Genomic DNA, 21572 nt, shown 5'->3' on the forward strand with positions numbered 1-21572 from the left:
CGATCCTGGGAGGCGCGGCGGGGCGCTACTCGACGATGAAGCCGACGCGGCCGCGGTAGGTGCGGCCGAGCGGCGCCGCGGCGGCCGCGCCGGGCGGGGCGACCTTGCCGTAGATGCGGTTGATCTGGCCGAGCAGCACGGCTTGGCCGTCGCTTGAGTCGACGAAGTTGTCGTCGGGCCGGCTGACCTGCTTCGCCTCCATCGGCCGGGCGATGTAGGGCGTGCACATGATCATCAGCTCGGTCTCCTGGCGCTGGTAGTCGCGGGAGCGGAACAGCGCGCCGAGGATCGGGAGGTTGATCAGGCCGGGCAGGCCGGCGATCGCCTGCTTGTTGAACTGCTGGATCAGGCCGGCGGTCATCATCACACCGCCGGAGGGCAGCTCGACGGTGGTCTCGGAGCGGCGCACCCGGGTGCCCGGCACTGCGACCGAGGTGTTGCCGATCACATAGTTGAAGCTCTGCTGCGTATCGATCTCGGTCACGTCCGTGGCGACGCGGATCGAGATCCGGTTGTCGGCCAGCACCGTCGGTGTGAACGACAGGGCGACGCCGTAGGGCTTGTATGTGATGCCGGGCGAGCAGACGCCGCCGACGGCGCAGGTTGCCGAGGCCGGCACCGCGAACTCGCCGCCGGCCAGGAACTTGGCGGCCTCGCCCGAGATGGCGGTCAGCGTTGGCTCCGCCAGGATGCGCGAGACGCCGGCCTGCTCGAACGCCTTCAGGGTCGCCTGGAGCGAGAAGCCGCCCCCCTGCACGGAGGCCTGAACCAGATTCCCGGTCGGCGTGTTCGTGTTGATCGGGAAGGGCAGGTTGTTGGTGATAACATTCGGGATGTACGCCGGGACCTGCGTGGCCGCCGCGGTGCCGCCGTTCACGAGCGTCTGCCCCAGGTTTCCGACCGGGTTCAGAGCCGACCAGTTGCCGGCCATGTTGATCCCGAACTGCTTCAGGACGTTGCGGGACACCTCCACCACGGTGACGCGGAGCATCACCTGATCCTTGTTGCGGATCGTGAGGTTGTTGATCACCGCGCCCCGCGAGCCGGCGGCGACGCCGCCGCTGGCCGCGCCCGCGGCCCCCGCGGCCCCGGCGCCGCCCAGGCCCACGAAGGCGTTGGCGATGTCGATCGCCTGCTGCGCGTCCGCCGAGGAGTTGACCGCCCCCGACAGGAGCACCGAGGCGCCCGAGGAGCGCACGTCGAAGCGTCCGCCCGGGATGCTCTGGTTGAGCAGCTCGCGCAGGGTCCCAAGGTTCAGGTCCCGCGCCACCGTCACGTCGAGAGCGGCAATCTGGCGGCCCTCGGCATCCATGATGAAGATCGAGGTCGCGCCGTCCGCCATGCCGATCACGAAGACCTTGCGGGTCGAGCGGACCACGGCGTTGGCCACCGCGGGGTTGGCCACGAACACCTCCTTGGCGTCCCGCGGCAGGTCGACGATGACGGACCGGCCCGCGGTCAGCTCGACCCGCCGGGTCGAGCTCGCTTCCGCGGCTCCGACCGTCAGGATCGGCGCCGGGCCGAAGGTCTGGCGGTCCTGGGCAGAGGCCGGCCCGGTCAGGGCGACGAGCAGCGCGAGGGCGCCGGCCGAGCAACGGCGCGGGCCGCGGTCAGGGCGCCGCGTCGGGCGCGTGAGGGGCAGCGAAGCGGTCATGGCGGTCACGGCGTCTGCTGCCGCGCGACGCCGAAGCGCACCACGGTCAGGGCGGGTTCGGGCATCTGCGCGGCGGACGCGTCGGCCAGCGGCACGGCTTCCGGCGGCAGCCCGGCATCGGCGAGGCTGCGCAGGGAGAGCGTCAGGGCGCCGACCTTCTGGGCGAGCGCCAGGGTCTCGGCCTGTGCGGGCGTCACGGCCAGCGTCGCGGTCTCGCCGGTGACGACGTTGGTGCCGTTCTTCTCTTGGACCAGCTGACCGATCGCCAGGACGCGGATGTCGGTGAGGATCGTCTGGGAGAGCTGCACGTCGCTGTTGTTGGCCCGCGAATTGGACTCGTCGCGGAAGGTGCGGATCACGTCGACGCGGTCGTTCGGCAGGATGAAGCCGCCGGCCGAGTTGGTTCCGCGGCTGTCGGTGACGATGGCGACCGCGCGCATGCCGGGCGGCAGGATCGCCGCCATGAACCCGCTCTCCGGGCGCACCAGCTTCTGCGCGCGGATCGGCTCGCCCGTCAGGAAGCCCGAGCGCACGGACGCACCGACGGTCTCCTCGAGGGCCTTGGGGTTGATCTTGCGGGTCATGTAGCCGTTGGCCACGGCGCCGTCCGGCCAGGGCTGCCAGCGCAGGTCCGCGGCCCGGAGCACTTGGCCCATGGGCATGTCGATGGCGGCCACGAGCACGTCGGTCGTCGGCTGCGGCGGCGCCTCGGCCGTCGGCGGAGGTGGCGGCGGTGGCGGATCGCCGCCGCTCATCAGGAAGGCCGCCCCGGTGCCCGCCGCGAGGGCGATTCCGAGGACGGCGAAACGGGCTGGGTTCATCGCATCGCCACGCGCCGGAGACGGCCGGATTGCCGTCCATGACGGGAACCTGCGCGGGGATTCGTGTAATTATGGTTAAGGTATTATAACCTCTGCCGTTGTCGCCGGTCCGGAAACGGGTCGATCGGAACCGCGTCACAATCCGCGGAATCCTTCAGCTCCCGCCCGACCTCGGCCGTGGCGCGGCGCCGGGTCGTCCCCTATCGTGCCGCCGGAACCGCCTCAGAAGCGGGCACTCGGGCGAACCGGGGGGAGACATGATCAGGACAATCGGCGGCGCGGTGATGGCGGCCGCTCTCGCGGGGACCGCGCTCGGCTCCGCTCCGGCGGCCGCGCAGGGAAGCTTCTCGGACAACGCCATACGGATCGGCGTCCTCAACGACCAGTCCGGCCTCTACGCCGAGTACGGCGGCCAGGGCTCGGTCGAGGCCGCCCGGATGGCGGTGGAGGATATGGGCGGCAAGATCGGCAGCGTGCCGATCGAGATCCTCACGGCCGACCACCAGAACAAGCCCGACATCGCCTCGGCGATCGCCCGGCAATGGTACGACCGCGACAATGTCGACGCGATCATGGAGCTGACCACCTCCTCGGTGGCGCTGGCGGTCCAGGGCCTGTCCAAGGAGAAGAAGAAGATCACCATCACCACCGGGGCCGCGACCAGCGACCTCACCGGCAAGGCGTGCTCGCCCTACGGCTACCATTGGGCGTTCGACACGCGGGCGCTGGCGGTGGGCACCGGCGGCGCGCTGACCCGGGCGGGCGGCAACACGTGGTTCTTCCTCACCGCCGACTACGCCTTCGGCTCGGCGCTGGAGGCCGACACCAGCAAGGTCGTGCTCGCCAACGGCGGCAAGGTGCTGGGCAGCGTCCGGCACCCGCTCTCGAACCAGGACTTCTCGTCGTTCCTGCTCCAGGCGCAGGGCTCGAAGGCCAAGGTAATCGGGCTCGCCAATGCCGGCCTCGACACCTCGAACGCGATCAAGCAGGCCGCCGAGTACGGCATCGTCGAGGGCGGCCAGAAGCTCGCGGCGCTGCTGTTCACACTCTCGGAGGTGCACGGGCTCGGCCTCAAGGTCGCCCAGGGCCTGACGCTCACCGAGGGCTGGTACTGGGACGCCAACGACGAGACCCGCGCCTTCGGCCAGCGCTACATGAAGCGCACCGGCCGGATGCCCAACATGATCCAGGCCGGCACCTACTCGGCGGTCCTGTCCTACCTGAAGGCCGTCAAGGCGGCCGGCACCGACGAGACCGACGCGGTGAACGCCAAGCTCAAGGAGCTGCCGGTGGACGACGTCTTCGCCCATGGCGGGATCGTGCAGCCGAACGGCCGCATGGTCCACGACATGTACCTGTTCGAGGTCAAGAAGCCGGCCGAGTCGAAGGGTCCGTGGGACCTCTACAAGCTGATCTCGACGATCCCCGGCAAGGAGGCCTTCGCCTCTCCGGCCGAGAGCGGCTGCCCGCTGACGGCGGCGAAGTAGGTCTCACCCCGTCATCGCGAGCGCAGCGCAGCGACCCGGGGCGGCGCGTCCCTGGATTGCTTCGCTCCGCTCGCACAGACGGCGGCGGGTCGAATGTCCCGTCTCAGGATGTGCTCTACTCCGAGAGGGTATCACCCCGCCCAGACGCGCCGGTACAGCGCCACGATCTCGTCGGCGCTGGGCTCCACCGGGTTGTTGGCGGGGGAGCCGGAAGCCAGCGCCTGGGCCGCCATGGTGGGGAGCAGCGCCTCCCAGCGGGCCGGGTCGATGCCGTATTCCCGCGGTCCCGGCACGTCGAGGTCGTCGTTCAGCGCCTCGAGCTCGGTCACCAGGGCCGACACCGCCGAGCGGTCGTCGGTGTCCGGGCCGGCGATCTTCATGGCGCGGGCGCAGGCGGCGTAGCGGTCGATCGCGGCCGGGGCCGAGAAGGCCGTGACCGCCGGCAGCAGCATCGCGTTCGAGAGCCCGTGCGCGACGTGGAAATGCGCGCCGATCGGCCGGCTCATGCCGTGGACGAGCGCCACGGAGGCGTTCGAGAAGGCGATGCCGGCCTGGGTCGCGCCGAGCATCATCGCCTCGCGGGCCGCCCGGTCGCCCGGATCAGTCCAGACCCGGCGCAGGTTCGGGGCGATCAACCGCATCGCCTGAAGCGCCAGCCCGTCCGAGAACAGGTTCGACTTGCGCGAGACGTAGGCCTCGATCGCGTGGGTCAGGGCGTCGATGCCGGTATCGGCGGTGAGCCGCTTCGGCTTGGTGAGCGTCAGCTCGTAATCGACCAGGGCCGCCACCGGCAGGTAGGCGAGGCCGATGCAGAGCATCTTCTCGTCCGAGGCCTCGTCGGTCACGATGGTGAAGCGGGTCGCCTCCGAGCCGGTGCCGGCGGTGGTCGGGATCGCCACGATCGGCAGGCCGGGCTCGTCCTGCTGGCGCGGCGCCTTGTAGTCGCGCATGTGGCCGCCGTGGCGGGCGAGCACCGCCACCGCCTTGGCGGTGTCCATCGGGCTGCCGCCGCCGAAGCCGACCACGCAGTCGAAATCGCCCGCTTGGAGGGCCGCCAGCGCCGCCTCCACGGACGCCACGGTCGGGTCCGGCACGGTCTCGGAGAAGATCGTGGCCTGCGCGCCCGCCTTGGTCAGCCGCTCGAGCAGCGTGTCGGTGCGGCCGCTGCCGGCGAGATAGGGATCGGTGACCACGAAGGGCCGCGACAGGCCCAGCTGGCCGAGCACCTCCGGCAGGAGCCGCGAGGCGCCGGCGCCGACGCGCATCAGCCGGGGCAGGGCGATCGAGGCGACCATACTCTTGCTTCTCCCACCCGGCGCCTCTGCTGGTGCGCCGGAACGACGATCTTAGGACCTGCGCCCGCCGGGCGAAACTGCCGGTGCTTACACTGCCGGCCCGGCGAAGAGCGCGGCGGCGGCCTCCACCTCGCCCGCGATGAAGCCCGCCACGGCGCGGATATGGGCGGCCTTCCGGTGATCCTCGTGGATGTGCATGTGGAACGAGCGGGTCAGGGACACTGCCCCGGGCAGCACCGGCACGAGACCCGGATGGGCCGCCGCGATGAAGGCCGGCAGCACGCAGAGGCCGGCGCCGCCGAGCGTCGCGTGGACCTGGGCCAGGAGGTTGGTGGAGCGCAGCCGCGCCGAGACCGGCGGGCCCAGGGCGCCGAGATAGTTCAGCTCGCGCGTGAACAGCATGTCCTCGATGTAGCCGACGAAGGGATGCCCCGAGAGATCCCCGACCTCCGCGATCGGCCCGGTCCCGGCGAGGTAGGATTCGGCCGCGTAGACGAGCAGCCGGTAATCGGTCAGCCGGCGCGCCACCACCCGCGCCTGCTGCGGGCCGGACAGGCTGATGACGATGTCGGCCTCGCGCTTCGACAGGCTGAAGATCCGGGCGGTCGCCATGATCTCCACCTCCAGCCCCGGATGGCGCGCGGTGAGCCGGTGCATCCGGGGGGCCAGGAATACGCTGCCGAACCCGTCCGGCGCGCCGATCCGCACCGTGCCGGAGACCGCCTGGGCGGCCTCCGTGGCGGCGCTCGCCGACAGGAACGCGCTCTCCATGGCCTCGGCGACGCCGAGCAGGTTCGCGCCATCCTCGGTGAGCGCGTAGCCGAGGTTGCTGCGGTGGAACAGCCGGGCGCCGAGCCCTTCCTCCAGGGCGCGGATCCGGCGCCCGACGGTGGTGTGCTCGGTGCCGGTACGGGTCCCGGCGGCGCTCAGCGTTCCGGTCCGCGCCACGGCGAGGAAGAAGCGGAGGTCGTCCCAGTTGGGCCCCGTCCTGGCCATGATCGCACCCTCGCTGTGCATCGATGCACGACGGCTGTAAGCGCATCCGGCTTTATCGCTCAAGCGATCCTGATAGGGTGCGCCAAAATCGAACGCCACATCACAGGGAGGCGCGCATGCGCACGATCGGGCATTACATCGGCGGCCGGAACGTCGGCGGCGAGAGCGGGCGGTTCGCCGACGTGTTCCACCCCTCGACCGGCGAGGTGCAGGCCAAGGTCGCGCTCGCCAGCAAGGCCGAGATGCGCGCCGCGGTCGAGAACGCCGCAGCGGCCCAGCCGGCCTGGGCGGCGACCAATCCGCAGAAGCGCGCCCGCGTGATGATGCGCTTCCTCGAGCTCATCCGCGGCGAGAACGATTCGCTGGCCGAGCTGCTGGCCTCCGAGCACGGCAAGACCGTGCCGGACGCCAAGGGCGACATCCAGCGCGGCGTCGAGGTCGTGGAGTTCGCCTGCGGCATCCCGCACCTGCTCAAGGGCGAGTACACGGAAGGGGCGGGTCCCGGGATCGACGTCTACTCCCTGCGCCAGCCGCTGGGTGTCGTCGCCGGCATCACGCCGTTCAACTTCCCGGCCATGATCCCGCTGTGGAAATGCGCCCCGGCCATCGCCTGCGGCAACGCCTTCATCCTGAAGCCGTCCGAGCGCGACCCGAGCGTGCCGATCCGCATCGCCGAGATCTTCCTGGAGGCGGGCCTGCCGCCGGGCATCCTCAACGTCGTCAACGGCGACAAGGAGGCGGTCGACGCGATCCTCGACGACGAGGACATCAAGGCGGTGGGCTTCGTCGGCTCCTCGCACATCGCCGAGTACATCTACGTGCGCGCCGCCGAGACGGGCAAGCGCGCCCAGTGCTTCGGCGGCGCCAAGAACCACATGATCATCATGCCGGACGCCGACATGGGCCAGGCGGTCGACGCGCTGATCGGCGCCGGCTACGGCTCGGCCGGCGAGCGCTGCATGGCCATCTCGGTGGCGGTGCCGGTGGGCGAGCAGACCGCCGACCGCCTGATGGAGAAGCTGGTCCCGCGGGTCGAGTCGCTCAAGATCGGTCCCTCGCACGACGGCTCGGCCGATTACGGCCCGCTCGTCACCCGGGAGGCCGTGCAGAAGGTCGCGAGCTACATCGACAAGGGCGTCGCCGAGGGCGCGCAGCTCGCCGTCGACGGCCGCGGCTTCAAGCTCCAGGGCTACGAGAACGGCTTCTACATGGGCGGCTCGCTGTTCGACCGCGTGACGCCCGACATGACGATCTACAAGGAAGAGATCTTCGGCCCCGTGCTCTCGGTGGTTCGGGCCAAGGATTACGAGGAGGCTTTGGCGCTGCCCTCGACCCACCAGTACGGCAATGGCGTCGCGATCTTCACCCAGGACGGCGACGCGGCCCGCGACTTCACCGCGCGGGTCAACGTCGGCATGGTCGGCGTGAACGTGCCGATCCCGGTCCCGATCGCCTACCACACCTTCGGCGGCTGGAAGCGCTCGGGCTTCGGCGACCTGAATCAGCACGGGCCGGACTCGATCCGGTTCTACACCAAGACCAAGACTGTGACGCAGCGCTGGCCGAGCGGCATCAAGAGCGGGGCGGAGTTCTCCATCCCGACGATGCGGTAGAGCGCGACGGCTCGAGGTGGGGCCCGGGTCCCCCTCTCCCGCGCGGGGAGGGGGTACGGCCCGCCTTGGGGCGGCCGATGTGCGTACCTCGCGCGGTGGCTGACGAACATGAGGGAGTGCCCATGAGTTTCGGGCTCGACGAGGACCGGACCGCGATCCGCGAGATGGCCCTCGGCTTCGCGGCCGAGCACATCGCGCCGCACGCCCTCGACTGGGACCGCGACAAGACCTTCCCGGTCGAGACCCTGCGGGAAGCGGCCGCCCTCGGCATGGCGGGCATCTACGTCCGCGAGGATGTCGGCGGTTCCGGCCTGTCGCGCCTCGACGCGACGCTGATCTTCGAGGCGCTCAGCACCGGCTGCCCGACCGTGGCGGCGTTCCTGTCGATCCACAACATGTGCGCCTGGATGATCGACGCCTACGGCGACGACGATCAGCGCCGCCGCTGGCTGCCGTCGCTCATGGGCATGGAGCGGATCGCCAGCTACTGCCTCACCGAGCCGGGTTCGGGCTCCGACGCTGCGGCGCTCCGCACCCGCGCCGAGCGGGACGGCGACCATTACGTGCTCTCCGGCGAGAAGCAGTTCATCTCGGGCGCCGGCGCCAGCGACCTCTACGTCTGCATGGTCCGCACCGGCGAGGCCGGCCCGGCGGGGATCTCCGCGATCGTGGTCGAGACGGGCACGCCCGGCCTGTCCTTCGGGGCCGACGAGCGCAAGATGGGCTGGAACGCCCAGCCGACCCGCGCGGTGCGCTTCGACGGCTGCCGTGTGCCGGTGGGCAACCGCCTCGGCGCCGAGGGCCAGGGCTTCAAGATTGCCATGAGCGGCCTCGACGGGGGGCGGCTCAACATCGCGGCCTGCTCGCTCGGCGGCGCGCAGGCGGCCCTCGACAAGGCGCTCGCCTACATGGGCGACCGCCGCGCCTTCGGGGCGAGGCTCACCGACTTCCAGGCGCTGCAGTTCCGCCTCGCCGACATGGCGACGAGCCTGGAGGTGTCGCGCACCTTCCTGCGGCACGCGGCCGCCGCGCTCGACGCCAAGGACCCGGCCGCGACCCAGCTCTGCGCGATGGCCAAGCGCCACGTCACCGACGCGGCCTTCGAGGTCGCCAACCAGGCGCTCCAGCTTCACGGCGGCTACGGCTACCTCGCCGAGTACGGCGTGGAGAAGATCGTCCGCGATCTGCGCGTGCACCAGATCCTTGAGGGGACCAACGAGATCATGCGGCTGATCATCGCCCGCGGGCTGACCGGGGGCCGCCGATGAGCGACGTGATCGTCGAGCGGGTCGGCGCGCTGGGCCGGCTGCGGCTCAACCGGCCGAAGGCCCTCAATGCCCTGACCCACGGCATGGTCGGCGAGATCTACCGGGCGCTCGACCGGTTCTCGGCCGATCCGGGCATCGCCGCGGTGCTGCTCACCGGGGAGGGCGAGCGCGGCCTGTGCGCCGGCGGCGACCTGCGCTCCCTCTACGACAGCCCCGACACCGCCTTCGCCGAGACCTTCTGGCGGGACGAGTACAGGCTCGATGCGCGCATCGCGGCCTACGAGAAGCCCTTCGTGGCGGTCATGGACGGCATCACCATGGGCGGGGGTGTCGGGCTCGCGGGCCACGCCGCGCACCGGATCGTCACCGAGCGTTCCCGCGTCGCCATGCCGGAGACCGGCATCGGCTACCTGCCGGATGTCGGCGGAACGTGGCTGCTGCCGCGCGCGCCCGGGGAACTCGGCACCTATCTCGGCCTGACCGGCGAGCCGGTCGGCGCCGCCGACGCGATCTTCTGCCGGCTGGCCGACGCCCTGGTGCCCTCCGCGGGTCTGCCTGACCTGATCGACGCCCTCGTGGCGGTCGACCCGGATGCCGGGCAGGCGGGCGTGCGGGACGCGATCGCACGGCTCGCCCGTGATCCGGAGCCGGCACCGCTCGCCGCGCACCGGGCGGTGATCGACCGCTGCTTCGCCTTCGACATGGTGGACGAGATCCTGTCGGCCCTGGCGGCGGACGGCTCGGATTTCGCCGCCGCGACCCGGGCGACGCTCCTGACCAAGGCGCCGTCGAGCCTCGTCCTGACGCTGTGCCTCCTGCGGCTCGGCCGCGGCGCGCCGAACCTGGAAGCCTGCCTGGAGCGCGAGTTCCACGCCTCGCTGGCGCTGCTAGCGGAGGGCGATTTCCGCGAAGGCATCCGCGCCGCGGTGATCGACAAGGACAAGAGCCCGCGCTGGAACCCGCCGACCCTCGACGCGGTCGATCCGGCGCAGATCGCCCGCTGGCTGGAGAAGCGGGCGGAGCCGGTTTTTTCGGAATCGCGCACGGGGCCGGTGTGATGACGCGTCGCTCGTTCCCACCCACACCCTCATCCTGAGGTGCCGAAGCGTAGCGTAGGCCTCGAAGGAGGGCTCCGGAAGCCGCCGTGATTCCTGGAGCCCTCCTTCGAGGCCCGCGTCGCGGTCACTTCAGGATGAGGACGCGCGTGGAAGACGCGAACGACAGCAATCAAGGGAGAAGCAGGATGGCGCAGACCATCGGGTTCATCGGTCTCGGCAACATGGGCGGGCCCATGGCGGCCAACCTCGTGAAGGCGGGCCACACCGTGCGCGGCTTCGACCTGGTGCCGGCCTCGCTGGAGGCGGCGCGCGCCGGAGGCGTCGCTGTCACCGGCTCGGCCCTGGAGGCGGCCCAAGGGGCGGACGTCGTCATCACCATGCTGCCCGCCGGGCGGCACGTGGTCGAGGTCTGGACGCAGCTCGCCGAGGCCCTGCCCGCCGGCACGCTCCTGATCGATTCCTCCACGGTCGACGTCGAGAGCGCCCGCAAGGCCCACGCCCTCGCCGAGGCGCGGGGCTGCCTGTCGGTGGACGCGCCGGTCTCCGGCGGCACCGGCGGCGCGAAGGCCGGGACGCTGACGTTCATGGCCGGCGGCGCCGCGGCCGCCTTCGCCAGGGCCGAGCCGCTGCTGAAGGTGATGGGCAAGAACGTGTTCCATTGCGGCGATGCCGGCGCCGGGCAGGCGGCCAAGATCTGCAACAACATGATCCTCGGCATCTCGATGATCGGCGTCAGCGAGGCTTTCGCGCTCGGCGAGAAGCTCGGCCTGTCGCACCAGGCGCTCTACGACGTGGCCTCGGTCTCCTCGGGTCAGTGCTGGTCACTGACCACCTACTGCCCGGTGCCGGGCCCGGTGCCGACCTCGCCGGCCAACAACGGCTACAAGCCGGGCTTCGCCGCCGCGCTGATGCTCAAGGACCTCCGACTCGCTCAGGCCGCCGCCATCGCCGCGGGGGCGGCGACGCCGCTGGGCGCGGAGGCCGCGCAGATCTACGGCCTGTTCGAGGGCGCGGGCCACGGGGGAGAGGACTTTTCCGCGATCATCCGTATGCTCCGCGGGCGGGGAGGCGAGTCGTGAGCGACACGTACGAGACGATCCTGACGGAGACGCGCGGGCGCGTCCTGCTGATCACCCTCAACCGGCCGAAGGCCCTGAACGCCCTCAACGCGCAGCTCACCCGCGAGGTGATCCGGGCGGCGACCGAGGCGGATGCGGATCCGGGGATCGGCTGCATCGTCCTCACCGGCTCGGCGAAGGCCTTCGCGGCCGGCGCCGACATCAAGGAGATGCAGCACGCCACCTACGCGGAGATGTATTCCGGCGACCGGTTCGCCGACTGGGACCGGTTCGTCGCCGTGCGCAAGCCGATCATCGCCGCGGTGGCGGGCTACGCGCTCGGCGGTGGCTGCGAGCTCGCCATGATGTGCGACATCATCCTGGCAGCCGACACGGCGCAGTTCGGCCAGCCCGAGATCAAGCTCGGCGTGATGCCGGGGATCGGCGGCAGCCAGCGGCTGACCCGCTTCGTCGGCAAGGCCAAGGCCATGGAGATGTGCCTGACCGGGCGGATGATGGACGCCGCCGAGGCCGAGCGTGCCGGCCTCGTCTCGCGCGTGATCGCGGCCGACCAGCTCCTCGACGAGGCACTGAAGGCGGCCGAGACCATCGCGTCGATGTCGCTGCCGATCGCGATGATGACCAAGGAGGCGGTCAACCGGTCCTACGAGACCACGCTGACCGAGGGCATCCGGTTCGAGCGGCGGGTGTTCCACGCCATGTTCGCCACCAAGGACCAGAAGGAGGGCATGGCCGCCTTCGTAGAGAAGCGGCCGCCCCGGTTCGAGAACACCTGAGCGGGGACCAGGCGATGGATGTGCTGGACCACGACGAAGTCCGGTTCGAGATGGCCTTCCCGCGCGCAATCGTCGCCCAGAAGGCGCGCGGGCGCGAGGAGACCATCAACGAGCACCTCGTGAAGCTGCTCGCCTTCGACGTGCCCCAACGGACGCGGTCGGTCTGGCGGAAAGAGCTGACGCGCCATTTCCGTTTCCTGGCGGCGCTGCGGGTCAAGCCCGGCGCCAGCCTGATCCCGCTCCGCGATTGGTGGGCATGGCTCTACGCGGATCCGTTCGAACACAACGAGGCCGGCTACACGGCCGGCCTGATCGCGCTGAACGCCGACGATTTCGCCCGCAACGACCGCAGTGTTGGGGCGATTGCCGGGCAGATCCGCGACTTCCACGCCGCCATGGTTCAGCGCCTCGCGCAGGGCGAGGCCGGTGAGGATCTGATCCCGGCCTGAAGACGCCGGGTCGGGATCGGTCAACGAGGACGAGGGGGAACGACCATGCCGAGCTTCCGGGAGGCCCGCGACCTTCTGCTGGCCCATCGCACCGACTACGCCGCCGCCGTCGCGGCCTTCGCGTGGCCGGACCCGGTGCCGTTCAACTGGGCGCTCGACTGGTTCGACGCCGTCCTCGCCGGCCCCGAGAGCCGCGACCGCGCCGCCCTGCGGATCGTCGAGGCCGGCAGCGGGGCCGAGCAGAGCCTCAGCTTCGGCGAACTCGCGGCACGGTCCAATCAGGTGGCCAACCACCTGCGTCAGCTCGGCCTGAAGCGCGGTGACCACCTGCTCCTGCTGCTCGGCAACGTGCCGGCCCTGTGGGAGACCATGCTGGCCGCGATGAAGCTCGGCGCCGTGGTCATCCCGGCGACCACGCTGCTCACCGCCGACGAGCTCGCCGACCGCCTCGCCCGCGGCCGCCCGCGGGCGATCGTGGCCGGGCCGGAGCAGATCGCACGGTTCGCTGGCCTCGACACGGGCGGCGCCGTCCGCCTCGTCACCGGGGCTCCGACGGAGGGCTGGGCGGCCTACGACGACGCCTTCACGGCCTCGGACAGCTTCGCGCCGGACGCCCCGACCGCCGCCGACGACCCGCTGCTCCTCTACTTCACCTCCGGCACCACGGCGAAGCCGAAGCTGGTGCGCCACAGCCACCGCTCCTACCCGGTGGGCGCGCTCTCGACCATGTACTGGCTCGGGCTGCAGCCGGGGGACGTGCACTGCAACGTCTCCTCGCCGGGCTGGGCGAAGCACGCGTGGTCCTCGTTCTTCGCGCCCTGGAATGCCGGCGCGACGATCCTGGTGATCAACCAGGCGCCGTTCAACGCGGCCGCGCTGCTGGCGCAGCTGGAGCGCACCGGCGCCACGACGCTCTGCGCGCCGCCGACCGTCTGGCGGATGATCATCCAGGAGGACTTGTCCGGGAAGCGGCTCGCCCTGCGCGAGGTCTGCGCGGCGGGCGAGCCCCTGAATCCCGAGGTGATCGAGCGCGTGAAGAGTGCCTGGGGCCTCACGATCCGCGACGGCTACGGCCAGACCGAGACCACCGCGCTCATGGCCAACACGCCGGGGCAGCCGGTGGTGCCGGGCGCCCTGGGCCGGCCTCTCCCGGGCTACCGGGTGCGCGTCCTCGACCTCGACGGTCAGCCGGCCACCGAGGGCGAGGTCTGCCTCGAACTCGGGGCCTACCGGCCCGCCGGCCTGATGCAGGGCTACGACGACGGCCAGGGCAACCTGTCGGGCGCGGCCGGCGACCTCTACCACACCGGCGACGTCGCCTTCGTGGACGAGCAGGGCTGCTACACCTTCGTCGGCCGCGCCGACGACGTGTTCAAGTCGTCGGGCTACCGGATCAGCCCCTTCGAGCTGGAGAGCGTGCTGATCGAGCACCCGGCCGTGGCCGAGGCGGCGGTGGTGCCGGTGCCCGACCCGATGCGTCACACCATCCCGAAGGCCTACGTGTCCCTGGTGGCCGGAGCGAGCCCCGGACCCGAGACGGCGCTCGACATCTTCCGCTTCACCAACGCCCGGCTCGCGACCTTCAAGCGCCTGCGCGGGCTCGAATTCGTCACCGATCTGCCCAAGACGATCTCGGGCAAGATCCGGCGGGTGCAGCTGCGCCGCCTGGAGCACGAGGGCATCACCGAGGACCCGCACCGGGGCCGCGCCTACACGCAGGCGGACTTCCCGGAGCTGAAGGGCGAGGCCGAGCGCAAGCTCGACCAGACGGCGGGCTGAGCGTTTCCACCTTGTGATCGCGGGCGCAGCGAGGCGACACAGGGCAGCGCGACATCGGTCGGCCTAGCGCAGTCCTGGCGCGCCCCGCTGCGCCCGCGATGGCGGCGGCGCTCCTGAAGGCTCGGGTCCCCGGGTGACGAACCCTCAAGGTTTCCGGTTTCCGAAGCCGAAGCCGCCGATTTACAGGGGTTCTCAAGTCTCCCGTCGACGCTGTCGCGCGTGAGCGGGCCCGCGCCGGCGGATCGGTAAAATTGCGCGCATCCGCTTCAGCGCCGCGGAGGCTCTGCGGCGCAATCCTGTCCTCAACAACGGGGACGGGTTCGATGGGCGCGGCGCTTCTCAGGACGGTTCGGGGGATGCTGGTCGGAGCGGCGACGCTGCTCGGCCTCGCCGCTCCGGTTCAGGCGCAGACGCTGGCGAGCCTGCCCGCGGACGTGGGCGCCAAGATCCTGGGCGACGCCAAGCCGATCGCGGCGTGGGTGACGTTCTGTCAGAATTACGCGGCGGAGTGCGCGCTGGACCGGGGCGAGCCGGCCCGGATCAGCCTGACGCCCGCCACCTGGGCGACGATCGTGTCGGTGAACCGGCGGGTCAACAAGGCGATCGAGCCGATGACCGACCAGGACCACCTGCACGTGGCCGACCGCTGGGACCTGGCCGAGGACGGCATCGGCGACTGCGAGGACTTCCAGCTGCTCAAGCGCCACATGCTGGCCGAGGCCGGCCTGCCGCGGCGGGCGATGCGCATGACCGTGGTGATCGACGAGAAGGGGGAGGGCCACGCCGTGCTGACCCTGATCACCGACCGGGGCGACCTGGTGCTCGACAACAAGACCAGCGCGATCCTGCCCTGGCACAAGACCGGCTACGTGTTCATCAAGCGCGAGAGCCAGGACGCCGTCGCCTGGGTCTCCCTCGGCGGCGTCACCTCCCCGGTCACCACCGCAAACCGGTGAAGCGGCCTCAGGCCGCCCGGCTCAGCGACGGCTGGGCGAGGCTCGCCACGTAGGACTCCACCCGGCCGATGAAGGCCGCGAGATGCGGGGCGACGCCCCGGAGACTGGCGAGATCCCGGACCAGGATGTCCCGCGACAGCGCCCTGTCGCCCTCGCTCGGCGCGTCGGCGAGGTAGGAATCGACCGCGTGCTCCGCGATATTGATCGCGCCGGCCCGACCATCTTCGGCGAGCGCTCTGATCACCTGCTGGATGGCGGGCTGCATGGCGGGTCCTTTCCTGGGGTGCGGCCCCGTCGGCGACGGGCTGGCCGGCTTCACGCGTCTCGATCGAGCCCGCCGCGAATCCCCCGTGCGAGCCGTGCTGAGAAGCCGGCAAAGCTGACCTGAATCAAGGCCTTCCGAGAAAGCGCAGAGCGGCTATTCACTCAGTGCATACGGCTTCGGCCAGCCCCGCGGATGCAACACTCTCTTAAATCGGAACCGATACGGCTCCCCGCGCGTTAGCTACCTCGCCCTGACCCATTGTGCGTCGCACGTGGCCGTGTCACCCTTCCGTCATCATCGGGCGGCGGGGGCTTGAACCATGCGGCACGCGGATGGCGATATCTCGTGTCAGGTCTTCGGCCCGCTCCGTTGGCGCGGGTGGACGCACGCGGCGTGCCGCGCGCGGCAGGCGGCGAGTTTCGCCCTGCTGTGCACGATCCTCGCGATGGGCGGCGCCACGACCCACGCCCACGCGCGGCTGGTCCTGCCGGATCAGGTGACCGCCGCCGAACCGACCGGGCCGGTGCGGGCGATCGCGGGCTGGACGGATTTCTGCGCCCGCACGCCTCAGGAATGCACGGTCGACACGGCCGAGCCGGCCGAGATTTCCCTGACCGTGGCGGTGTGGCGGACCCTGCAGATCGTCAACCGCCGCGTGAACGCGCGCATCCGGCCGATCACCGATCAGGCGCATTGGGGCGTCGTCGACCGCTGGGACTTCCCCGATGACGGGTTCGGCGATTGCGAGGATTACCAGCTGCTGAAGCGGCGGATGCTGGTGGAGCGCGGCCTGCCGCGGCGCGCCCTGCTGATGACCGTGGTGATCGACGAGACCAACGAGGGCCACGCGGTGCTGACGGTCCGGACCGACCGCGGCGACTTCATCCTCGACAACAAGACCGACGCGATCCGCTCCTGGCGCCGCACCGGCTACAACTTCATCAAGCGGGCCGGCCAGGACGGCGCGGCCTGGGTGTCCCTGGAGGGCAAGGACGGGACCGCGCAGGTGGCTACCGCCGAGCCCTGAACCCGGTCAGGCGCCGACCAGCATCGCGGCGAGGTCGAGGGCGACGCGGCCGGAGAGCAGGCTCCAGCCGCACGCGATGACCGTCGCCAGCATCACGAACGGGATCGGGCGCCCCTCGATCCGCCGGCCGCGCACCGTGTTGCGCAGGATGATGAACGGCGCCGAGAAGGCCAGCATCGGCAGGGCGGCGACCGCCGGCAGACCACCGCGCTCCAGCAGGCTGAAGCTCGCCCGCCGCGCCGCGAACAGCTCGAAGGCGCTGGCGATCAGGCCGGACAGCGCCAGTCCGATGCAGAGGGTCCGGATCGACTCGAGGGCGACGGGCGTGAGGACCATTATTCGCGCTCCTGATACAGGTTGCGCGCACTGTACTCACGCCGTTTACCGGTTGTTAAGCACGAGTCTTTGTTAGCGTTAATCCGTGCACAGGTGCGGCCGGCGGGACCCGATCCGAGACGCGGGTCCGGCCGGAGCGCGGGGCCTCAGGCCTCTTCCTCGAGATCGATGTCGAGGATCGCCATCCGGAAGACGAAGGAATCGTCGCCGTCCTCCTTGTCGTCGGCGATCACGCCGATCGACTCCTCGCCGATGAACACCTCGGCGGAGTCGCCGGTCTTCATCGCGGTGAGGCGGATATTGTTGTTCGCGAACTTGCGGCGCAGATAGTCCTGAAGCTTCGCGGTCTCGGCTTTGGTCACGCTGGTCGATCTCCCCTGGCGGCGCTGGCGCCGCGGATGGGCCGAGGGCTTGCCACGCCGCGGGCGGAGCGGCAAGCGCGACGGCCCCGGGTCAGATCCCGTCGCCCAGGTGGATGAACTGATCGAGGGCGACGAGCTGGTCCATCGCCCGGGCCGGATCGTCGCAGCCGGCGGTGCCGACCACGCGCGCCGGCACGCCGACGACCGTCGTGTTCGGCGGTACCGGCCGCAGCACCACCGAGCCCGCCGCCACCCGGGCGCAGGCCCCGACCTCGATGTTGCCCAGGATCTTGGCGCCGGCGCCGATCATCACGCCGCGGCGGATCTTGGGGTGGCGGTCGCCGCGCTGCTTGCCGGTGCCGCCCAGGGTCACGGCGTGGAGGATCGACACGTCGTCCTCGATCACCGCGGTCGACCCGACCACGAGGCCGGTGGCGTGGTCGAGGAAGACGCCCCGACCGATCCGCGCCGCCGGATGGATGTCGCACTGGAACACCTCCGAGACCCGGCTCTGGAGGTAGAGGGCGAGGTCGCGCCGACCGCGGTTCCAGACATGGTGGGCGAGGCGGTAGGCCTGCAGGGCGTGGAAGCCCTTGAAGTACAGGACCGGTTCGAGGGCCCGGAGCGTCGCCGGATCCCGGTCGATCACCGCGCCAATATCGGCGCGGAACGCCTGGCCGATTTCGGGATCGACCGTGATCGCCTCGTGGAAGGCGTGGGCGACGAGTTCGGCCGGGAGCGACGGGTGCCCGAGCCGCGCCGCGACCCGGTGGGAGACCGCGCCTTCCAGCGTGGTGTGGTTCAGGATGGTGGCGACGATGAAGGAGGCGAGCTGCGGCTCGGTCCGCAGGACATCCTCCGCCTCGTCCCGCAACCGCGACCAGACCGGGTCGACGACCGCGAGGTCATGCGATGGGTGAGTGAAGGCAGGACTGGCGCTCATAGTCGGATGCTCATGTCCGGGACTTCGCAGGGTCTGCCGGTCGCGCGTAGGGCGGGGCCGGTTCAGCGCCCGCTCGAGCGGGGTGGTTGTCCCGCCCGGAGAGACGGCAGCGGCGGCGACGGACCGCGGGTACTGCCCTAGCGTGGTGCGCTGCACCGCGGCGATCAAGGGCCGGCGCGGCCCGGGGGTCGCATCGGTCGCATGGCTGTCAGCGAACGCGGGCGGGTCAGTCCGCCAGCGGCACGCCCTGCCCGAACCGCGCCTCGATCGCCGCCGTCAGGCGGTCCAGCATCGTCTGGACAGGGATGTTGGAGGTGTCCACCGTCGCCGGGGCCCGGGCGTAGAGCGGCTCGCGGCTCGCCAGCACGGCGCGCAGCTCCTGCATCGCGGAGGCGTGGTCGCCCGTCGTGGCGAGGTGTCCCTGCTCGCGGACGCGGCTCATATGCTCCTCCGGCCGGGCGCGCAGCCAGATGGTGTAGAACGCCTGGAGGAGCAGATCGTAGGTCAGCGGTTCCGCGACGATGCCGCCGCTCGTCGCGAGGATCAGCGGCCCGGGATGCTCGGTCAGGCGCCGCAAGGCCGCCTGCTCGAGCCGGCGGTAGCCTTCCTGGCCGTAGATCGCGAAGATCTCCTGGACCGAGAGGGCGTTCTCCCGCTCGATCTCGGCGTTGAGCTCCACGAAGGTCCAGCCGAGGCGCTCGGCCGCGAGCTTGCCGAGGGTCGACTTGCCGGCGCCGCGCAGTCCGGTCAACGCCACACGCGGCCGGTTGCTCGATTCGGGCCGACTACCGCCGGACAGGGCCTCCTTGGCGGCGACGATCTGGGCCGGGCTCGCCTGGGCGAGGAGGTCGCGCACCACGGGCCAGTCGGGCAGCGCGTCGTTGCCGGTGATCAGGTCGTCCAGCCGCACACCCATGGCGTTCGCCACCCGCCGCAGCAGGATGATCGAGACGTTGCCCTGGCCGCCCTCTAGCTGCGCGATGTAGCGCTCGGACAGGCCCGAGGTCTGCGATAGAACCTTGCGCGACAGCCCGCGCACGGTGCGCGCGTGCCTGACGCGTCGCCCGAGGTCCGTGAGAAAGAGAGATTCCTGTTCCACGCCGGTCATGGCGCCGTCCGCTTTCCTGCCAGCTCGAAAGCAGAGTCCGTGCCCTGCATGCCTGCCGCTTCGAGATCCATTGCGCTATGGCGTTCCGCCAGACAGGAAGCTGCCTGAGAACGTGCGCGTGTAGACCGGCGTTTCCTGCCCTGAGATCCGTCGTGCGCCACCCGCGTACGGCCGCTATCTCGCGGCGCCGGTCCGTACCGTAACGATCCAACCACGTTGCTGGCGTGGCGCCTATGTGTTGCGGATCGACCCGATGGTCAAGCCTTGGGCATGATCCTTGTGTGGGCAGAAGGCCCGGCCGGGCGGGCGATCGGCGGTCTGCACCCGCGCCGGAGAGGGCGCGCTACTCGACCGGCAGGGCCGTGGCCTCGCGCACCGGCGCGGCGGCCGGAGCGCGCCGCGGCGTCGCGGCGGCGAGCATCTGGAGCGACGGACGGCGCGGCGGCAGCGGCACCTCGACCGCCTCGACTGCCGCCTCGGTGGCCGGTGCCGAAGCGGCCGCGGGGGTCATCGGGGTGGCGGCCGCCGCGGGCTGCGGCGAGAGCCGGAGTTCCGCTATCTGCGCCGGCGAGGCCTCCGCGCTCCCGAGTGCGGTGGGTCGGCGCGGCGGCAGCGGCACCTCCACGGCGGGAACCGAGGCGGCCTGCGGGGCGGCCGGGGTCGCGCCTGCGGCCGGGTCGATGGAGAGGCTGGCGAGTTCGACCGCGGCGCCGGCCAGGGCGGCGGGCCGACGCGGCGGCAGCGGCACCTCGACGGTCTCGGTCGGAACCTCCGCCACGGCGGCGGCCGTCGGCGCGTAGGCCAGGGCGGCCGCGGGGTTGGGTTTGGAGTCGGCGACGCCGCCGCCGAACAGGCTCGCGAGGGCGCTGGCCGACGCCGCCACGGGGGCGACCACCGAGGCGACCTCGGTGGAGATGCCCTGGCGCTTGGCGGCGTAGTAGTAGCCGCGGTTGTAGTACTGGTAGGCCTGGGCGACGTTGCCCTTGGCCGTGCGGTAGGCGCCCGCCAGATAGGCCACGCCATAGCGCAGGTTGGTCTCCGGATCGTACAGGCCGGCGGCGTCGCCGGTGTAGCCCATGCCGCGCGCGGTCGCGTGCTTGATCTGCATGAGACCCAGGGCGCTGCCGCCCTTCGCCCGCGGATTGTAGTTGCTCTCGCGCTTGACCACGGCGTGCACGAAGCTCGCCGGAACGCCGTTCGCCTTCGCCTGCTGCTCGATCAACGCGTCGATATTGTCGCGCGCGCCCTGCCCGAAGGCGGCGGCGGGCGCGACCGCGAGGACGGCGGCCAGGATGAGGCGATGCATTCCGAGACCCGGTGCTGCTTGTTCTGTAGTCAAGCTAGGTCACGGGGAAATGAGGCCGGAAAGCGGCCCCCGTTCGGCAGCCTGTGGGCGGCCGGGGCGACGGGCGTGCTTGTGATCCGCGCGCCACAGGGCGGCGCGCGGACGCGGTCGGCCGGTCTGGGGAGCCGGTCAGGGAAGGATGAAGCGCTCGACCGCGCGGGCGAACCCGTCGGCGTCGTTGCTGTCCGTGACCGCGCTGGCCGCCGCCTGGACGCTCGCCTCGGCATTGCCCATCGCCACGGAGTAGCCGCTCTGCGCGAACATCGGGCGATCGTTCCCGGCATCGCCGAACGTGGCGATCCGCTCGCGCGGGATGGCGAGATGCGCGCTCATCCAGGCGACGAAGCGACCCTTGTCGAGATCGGGCGGCGTCACGTCGAGATAGTACTTCTGCGAGCGGTGGACGGTGGCCCGGCCGGCCAGCGCCGCCGCGATTCGCGTCTCGCAGGCCGCGAGATGGGCGTGGTCGCGGCTGACGCCGACGATCTTGGCGGCCGTACCCATGAGCGTTCCGAGATCCGGCACGACCCGGGGCTCCGCGTCGATCGTGCGGCGCTCCAGGTCGGTGTAGGGACCGTCCGGGTCGCGCAGGCACCACGCGCCGTCGGCGAAGACCCAGACGTCCAGCCCCTCGGCCAGGAGCCGGTCGAGGGCCGCCCGGGCCGCCGGCTCCGGGATGGTCCGCTCCTCGATGATCGACAGGTCCGGCCGGACGACGCTCGCGCCGTTGAAGGCCCCCATCGGCAGGTCGAGGCCGAGCTCCGCCACGAGGCTCCGCAGCCCGATCGGCGGCCGCGCCGAGGCGATGCTGAAGCCGATCCCGGCCGCGCGCAGGCGGCGGACGGCCGCCACCGTCGCTGCCGTCAGGCGCTTGTCCCCGGTGACCAGGGTGCCGTCGACGTCCGAGATCACCAGGGCGATCCCCGCGGCCTTGCCGGTTCCTGCAGTCATCGCG

Annotated in this window: 21 protein-coding genes; 10 read left to right on the forward strand and 11 right to left on the reverse strand. The window is 71.2% G+C overall.

Going from position 1 to position 21572, the window contains the following annotated elements; all coding sequences use genetic code 11:
• Positions 1–25 precede the first annotated feature (25 nt).
• On the reverse strand, positions 26–1654 hold the full coding sequence (locus ACQKQD_RS30505) for a type II and III secretion system protein family protein (RefSeq protein ID WP_354456371.1): 1629 nt from the start codon (positions 1652–1654) through the stop codon (positions 26–28).
• 5 nt (positions 1655–1659) lie between these two features.
• Positions 1660–2475, reverse strand: a complete 816-nt coding sequence (gene cpaB / locus ACQKQD_RS30510; RefSeq protein WP_020095649.1) for a Flp pilus assembly protein CpaB — start codon at positions 2473–2475, stop codon at positions 1660–1662.
• A gap of 257 nt (positions 2476–2732) precedes the next feature.
• Here cpaB and ACQKQD_RS30515 point away from each other — a divergent pair, with 257 nt between their 5' ends.
• The gene (locus ACQKQD_RS30515; RefSeq protein ID WP_020095650.1) at positions 2733–3962 is read left to right on the forward strand and encodes an ABC transporter substrate-binding protein; all 1230 of its coding nucleotides are present in this window, start codon (positions 2733–2735) and stop codon (positions 3960–3962) included.
• A gap of 131 nt (positions 3963–4093) precedes the next feature.
• On the opposite strand, the gene ACQKQD_RS30520 is transcribed toward ACQKQD_RS30515, so the two are convergent.
• Positions 4094–5257 (reverse strand): iron-containing alcohol dehydrogenase, encoded by a 1164-nt coding sequence (locus ACQKQD_RS30520; RefSeq protein WP_427510483.1) that lies wholly within the window; start codon positions 5255–5257, stop codon positions 4094–4096.
• Between the two features lie 87 nt (positions 5258–5344).
• A complete protein-coding gene (locus tag ACQKQD_RS30525) occupies positions 5345–6253 on the reverse strand; it encodes a LysR family transcriptional regulator (protein WP_244491912.1) in 909 nt (302 codons plus the stop codon).
• Between the two features lie 116 nt (positions 6254–6369).
• On the opposite strand from ACQKQD_RS30525, the gene ACQKQD_RS30530 reads away from it, so the two are divergent.
• The 8 genes from ACQKQD_RS30530 to ACQKQD_RS30565 all read left to right on the forward strand — a co-directional run bounded on the left by ACQKQD_RS30530 (position 6370) and on the right by ACQKQD_RS30565 (position 15231).
• Positions 6370–7866 (forward strand): CoA-acylating methylmalonate-semialdehyde dehydrogenase, encoded by a 1497-nt coding sequence (locus ACQKQD_RS30530; RefSeq protein WP_020095653.1) that lies wholly within the window; start codon positions 6370–6372, stop codon positions 7864–7866.
• Between the two features lie 122 nt (positions 7867–7988).
• The gene (locus ACQKQD_RS30535; RefSeq protein WP_427510484.1) at positions 7989–9134 is read left to right on the forward strand and encodes an isobutyryl-CoA dehydrogenase; all 1146 of its coding nucleotides are present in this window, start codon (positions 7989–7991) and stop codon (positions 9132–9134) included.
• On the forward strand, positions 9131–10192 hold the full coding sequence (locus ACQKQD_RS30540; protein WP_427510485.1) for an enoyl-CoA hydratase/isomerase family protein: 1062 nt from the start codon (positions 9131–9133) through the stop codon (positions 10190–10192). Before ACQKQD_RS30535 ends, ACQKQD_RS30540 begins: the two co-directional genes overlap by 4 nt.
• Before the next feature lie 185 nt (positions 10193–10377).
• Positions 10378–11271: a 3-hydroxyisobutyrate dehydrogenase gene (gene mmsB / locus ACQKQD_RS30545; RefSeq protein ID WP_427510486.1), complete on the forward strand. Its 894-nt coding sequence runs from the start codon at positions 10378–10380 to the stop codon at positions 11269–11271.
• Entirely contained in the window at positions 11268–12047 is a 780-nt protein-coding gene (locus ACQKQD_RS30550) for an enoyl-CoA hydratase (RefSeq protein WP_020095657.1), read from the forward strand. The genes mmsB and ACQKQD_RS30550 overlap by 4 nt, the downstream gene beginning before the upstream one ends.
• 14 nt (positions 12048–12061) lie before the next feature.
• On the forward strand, positions 12062–12496 hold the full coding sequence (locus ACQKQD_RS30555) for a hypothetical protein (protein ID WP_132367111.1): 435 nt from the start codon (positions 12062–12064) through the stop codon (positions 12494–12496).
• Between the two features lie 45 nt (positions 12497–12541).
• Positions 12542–14275: an AMP-binding protein gene (locus ACQKQD_RS30560; protein WP_427510487.1), complete on the forward strand. Its 1734-nt coding sequence runs from the start codon at positions 12542–12544 to the stop codon at positions 14273–14275.
• 356 nt (positions 14276–14631) lie between these two features.
• The gene (locus ACQKQD_RS30565; RefSeq protein ID WP_020095660.1) at positions 14632–15231 is read left to right on the forward strand and encodes a transglutaminase-like cysteine peptidase; all 600 of its coding nucleotides are present in this window, start codon (positions 14632–14634) and stop codon (positions 15229–15231) included.
• 7 nt (positions 15232–15238) lie between these two features.
• On the opposite strand, the gene ACQKQD_RS30570 is transcribed toward ACQKQD_RS30565, so the two are convergent.
• A complete protein-coding gene (locus ACQKQD_RS30570) occupies positions 15239–15496 on the reverse strand; it encodes a hypothetical protein (RefSeq protein ID WP_012320711.1) in 258 nt (85 codons plus the stop codon).
• Between the two features lie 319 nt (positions 15497–15815).
• Between ACQKQD_RS30570 and ACQKQD_RS30575 the strand changes: the two genes are divergently transcribed.
• Positions 15816–16523, forward strand: coding sequence for a transglutaminase-like cysteine peptidase (locus ACQKQD_RS30575; RefSeq protein WP_427510488.1), 708 nt, complete (start codon positions 15816–15818; stop codon positions 16521–16523).
• 6 nt (positions 16524–16529) lie between these two features.
• Here the strand turns inward: ACQKQD_RS30575 and ACQKQD_RS30580 are convergent, their stop codons facing one another.
• The 6 genes from ACQKQD_RS30580 to ACQKQD_RS30605 form a co-directional block, all read right to left on the reverse strand.
• Positions 16530–16859, reverse strand: a complete 330-nt coding sequence (locus ACQKQD_RS30580) for a DUF6949 family protein (protein WP_020095662.1) — start codon at positions 16857–16859, stop codon at positions 16530–16532.
• A 146-nt stretch (positions 16860–17005) separates the two neighbouring features.
• The gene (locus tag ACQKQD_RS30585) at positions 17006–17221 is read right to left on the reverse strand and encodes a DUF3126 family protein (RefSeq protein ID WP_007565940.1); all 216 of its coding nucleotides are present in this window, start codon (positions 17219–17221) and stop codon (positions 17006–17008) included.
• A gap of 91 nt (positions 17222–17312) precedes the next feature.
• Positions 17313–18164: a serine O-acetyltransferase gene (gene cysE, locus ACQKQD_RS30590; protein WP_091684043.1), complete on the reverse strand. Its 852-nt coding sequence runs from the start codon at positions 18162–18164 to the stop codon at positions 17313–17315.
• Between the two features lie 226 nt (positions 18165–18390).
• A complete protein-coding gene (locus ACQKQD_RS30595; protein ID WP_020095664.1) occupies positions 18391–19272 on the reverse strand; it encodes a helix-turn-helix transcriptional regulator in 882 nt (293 codons plus the stop codon).
• Positions 19273–19615: 343 nt separating this feature from the next.
• Positions 19616–20578, reverse strand: coding sequence for a lytic transglycosylase domain-containing protein (locus tag ACQKQD_RS30600; protein WP_427510489.1), 963 nt, complete (start codon positions 20576–20578; stop codon positions 19616–19618).
• Between the two features lie 168 nt (positions 20579–20746).
• Entirely contained in the window at positions 20747–21568 is an 822-nt protein-coding gene (locus ACQKQD_RS30605; RefSeq protein ID WP_427510490.1) for a Cof-type HAD-IIB family hydrolase, read from the reverse strand.
• Positions 21569–21572: the final 4 nt, after the last annotated feature.

Source organism: Methylobacterium sp. NPDC080182, assembly GCF_050281105.1.
GTDB lineage: Bacteria > Pseudomonadota > Alphaproteobacteria > Rhizobiales > Beijerinckiaceae > Methylobacterium.

Bases quoted from the DNA above. Each gene is read 5' to 3' on its own strand.
- cpaB (WP_020095649.1), bottom strand. From the start codon at position 2,475: ATGAACCCAGCCCGTTTCGCCGTCCTCGGAATCGCCCTCGCGGCGGGC.
- ACQKQD_RS30575 (WP_427510488.1), top strand. From the start codon at position 15,816: ATGCGGCACGCGGATGGCGATATCTCGTGTCAGGTCTTCGGCCCGCTC.
- ACQKQD_RS30560 (WP_427510487.1), top strand. From the start codon at position 12,542: ATGCCGAGCTTCCGGGAGGCCCGCGACCTTCTGCTGGCCCATCGCACC.
- ACQKQD_RS30505 (WP_354456371.1), bottom strand. From the start codon at position 1,654: ATGACCGCTTCGCTGCCCCTCACGCGCCCGACGCGGCGCCCTGACCGC.
- ACQKQD_RS30595 (WP_020095664.1), bottom strand. From the start codon at position 19,272: ATGACCGGCGTGGAACAGGAATCTCTCTTTCTCACGGACCTCGGGCGA.
- ACQKQD_RS30520 (WP_427510483.1), bottom strand. From the start codon at position 5,257: ATGGTCGCCTCGATCGCCCTGCCCCGGCTGATGCGCGTCGGCGCCGGC.
- ACQKQD_RS30530 (WP_020095653.1), top strand. From the start codon at position 6,370: ATGCGCACGATCGGGCATTACATCGGCGGCCGGAACGTCGGCGGCGAG.
- ACQKQD_RS30570 (WP_012320711.1), bottom strand. From the start codon at position 15,496: ATGCAGCCCGCCATCCAGCAGGTGATCAGAGCGCTCGCCGAAGATGGT.
- ACQKQD_RS30515 (WP_020095650.1), top strand. From the start codon at position 2,733: ATGATCAGGACAATCGGCGGCGCGGTGATGGCGGCCGCTCTCGCGGGG.
- ACQKQD_RS30580 (WP_020095662.1), bottom strand. From the start codon at position 16,859: ATGGTCCTCACGCCCGTCGCCCTCGAGTCGATCCGGACCCTCTGCATC.
- ACQKQD_RS30600 (WP_427510489.1), bottom strand. From the start codon at position 20,578: ATGCATCGCCTCATCCTGGCCGCCGTCCTCGCGGTCGCGCCCGCCGCC.
- cysE (WP_091684043.1), bottom strand. From the start codon at position 18,164: ATGAGCGCCAGTCCTGCCTTCACTCACCCATCGCATGACCTCGCGGTC.
- ACQKQD_RS30525 (WP_244491912.1), bottom strand. From the start codon at position 6,253: ATGGCCAGGACGGGGCCCAACTGGGACGACCTCCGCTTCTTCCTCGCC.
- ACQKQD_RS30540 (WP_427510485.1), top strand. From the start codon at position 9,131: ATGAGCGACGTGATCGTCGAGCGGGTCGGCGCGCTGGGCCGGCTGCGG.
- ACQKQD_RS30565 (WP_020095660.1), top strand. From the start codon at position 14,632: ATGCTGGTCGGAGCGGCGACGCTGCTCGGCCTCGCCGCTCCGGTTCAG.
- ACQKQD_RS30535 (WP_427510484.1), top strand. From the start codon at position 7,989: ATGAGTTTCGGGCTCGACGAGGACCGGACCGCGATCCGCGAGATGGCC.
- ACQKQD_RS30555 (WP_132367111.1), top strand. From the start codon at position 12,062: ATGGATGTGCTGGACCACGACGAAGTCCGGTTCGAGATGGCCTTCCCG.
- mmsB (WP_427510486.1), top strand. From the start codon at position 10,378: ATGGCGCAGACCATCGGGTTCATCGGTCTCGGCAACATGGGCGGGCCC.
- ACQKQD_RS30605 (WP_427510490.1), bottom strand. From the start codon at position 21,568: ATGACTGCAGGAACCGGCAAGGCCGCGGGGATCGCCCTGGTGATCTCG.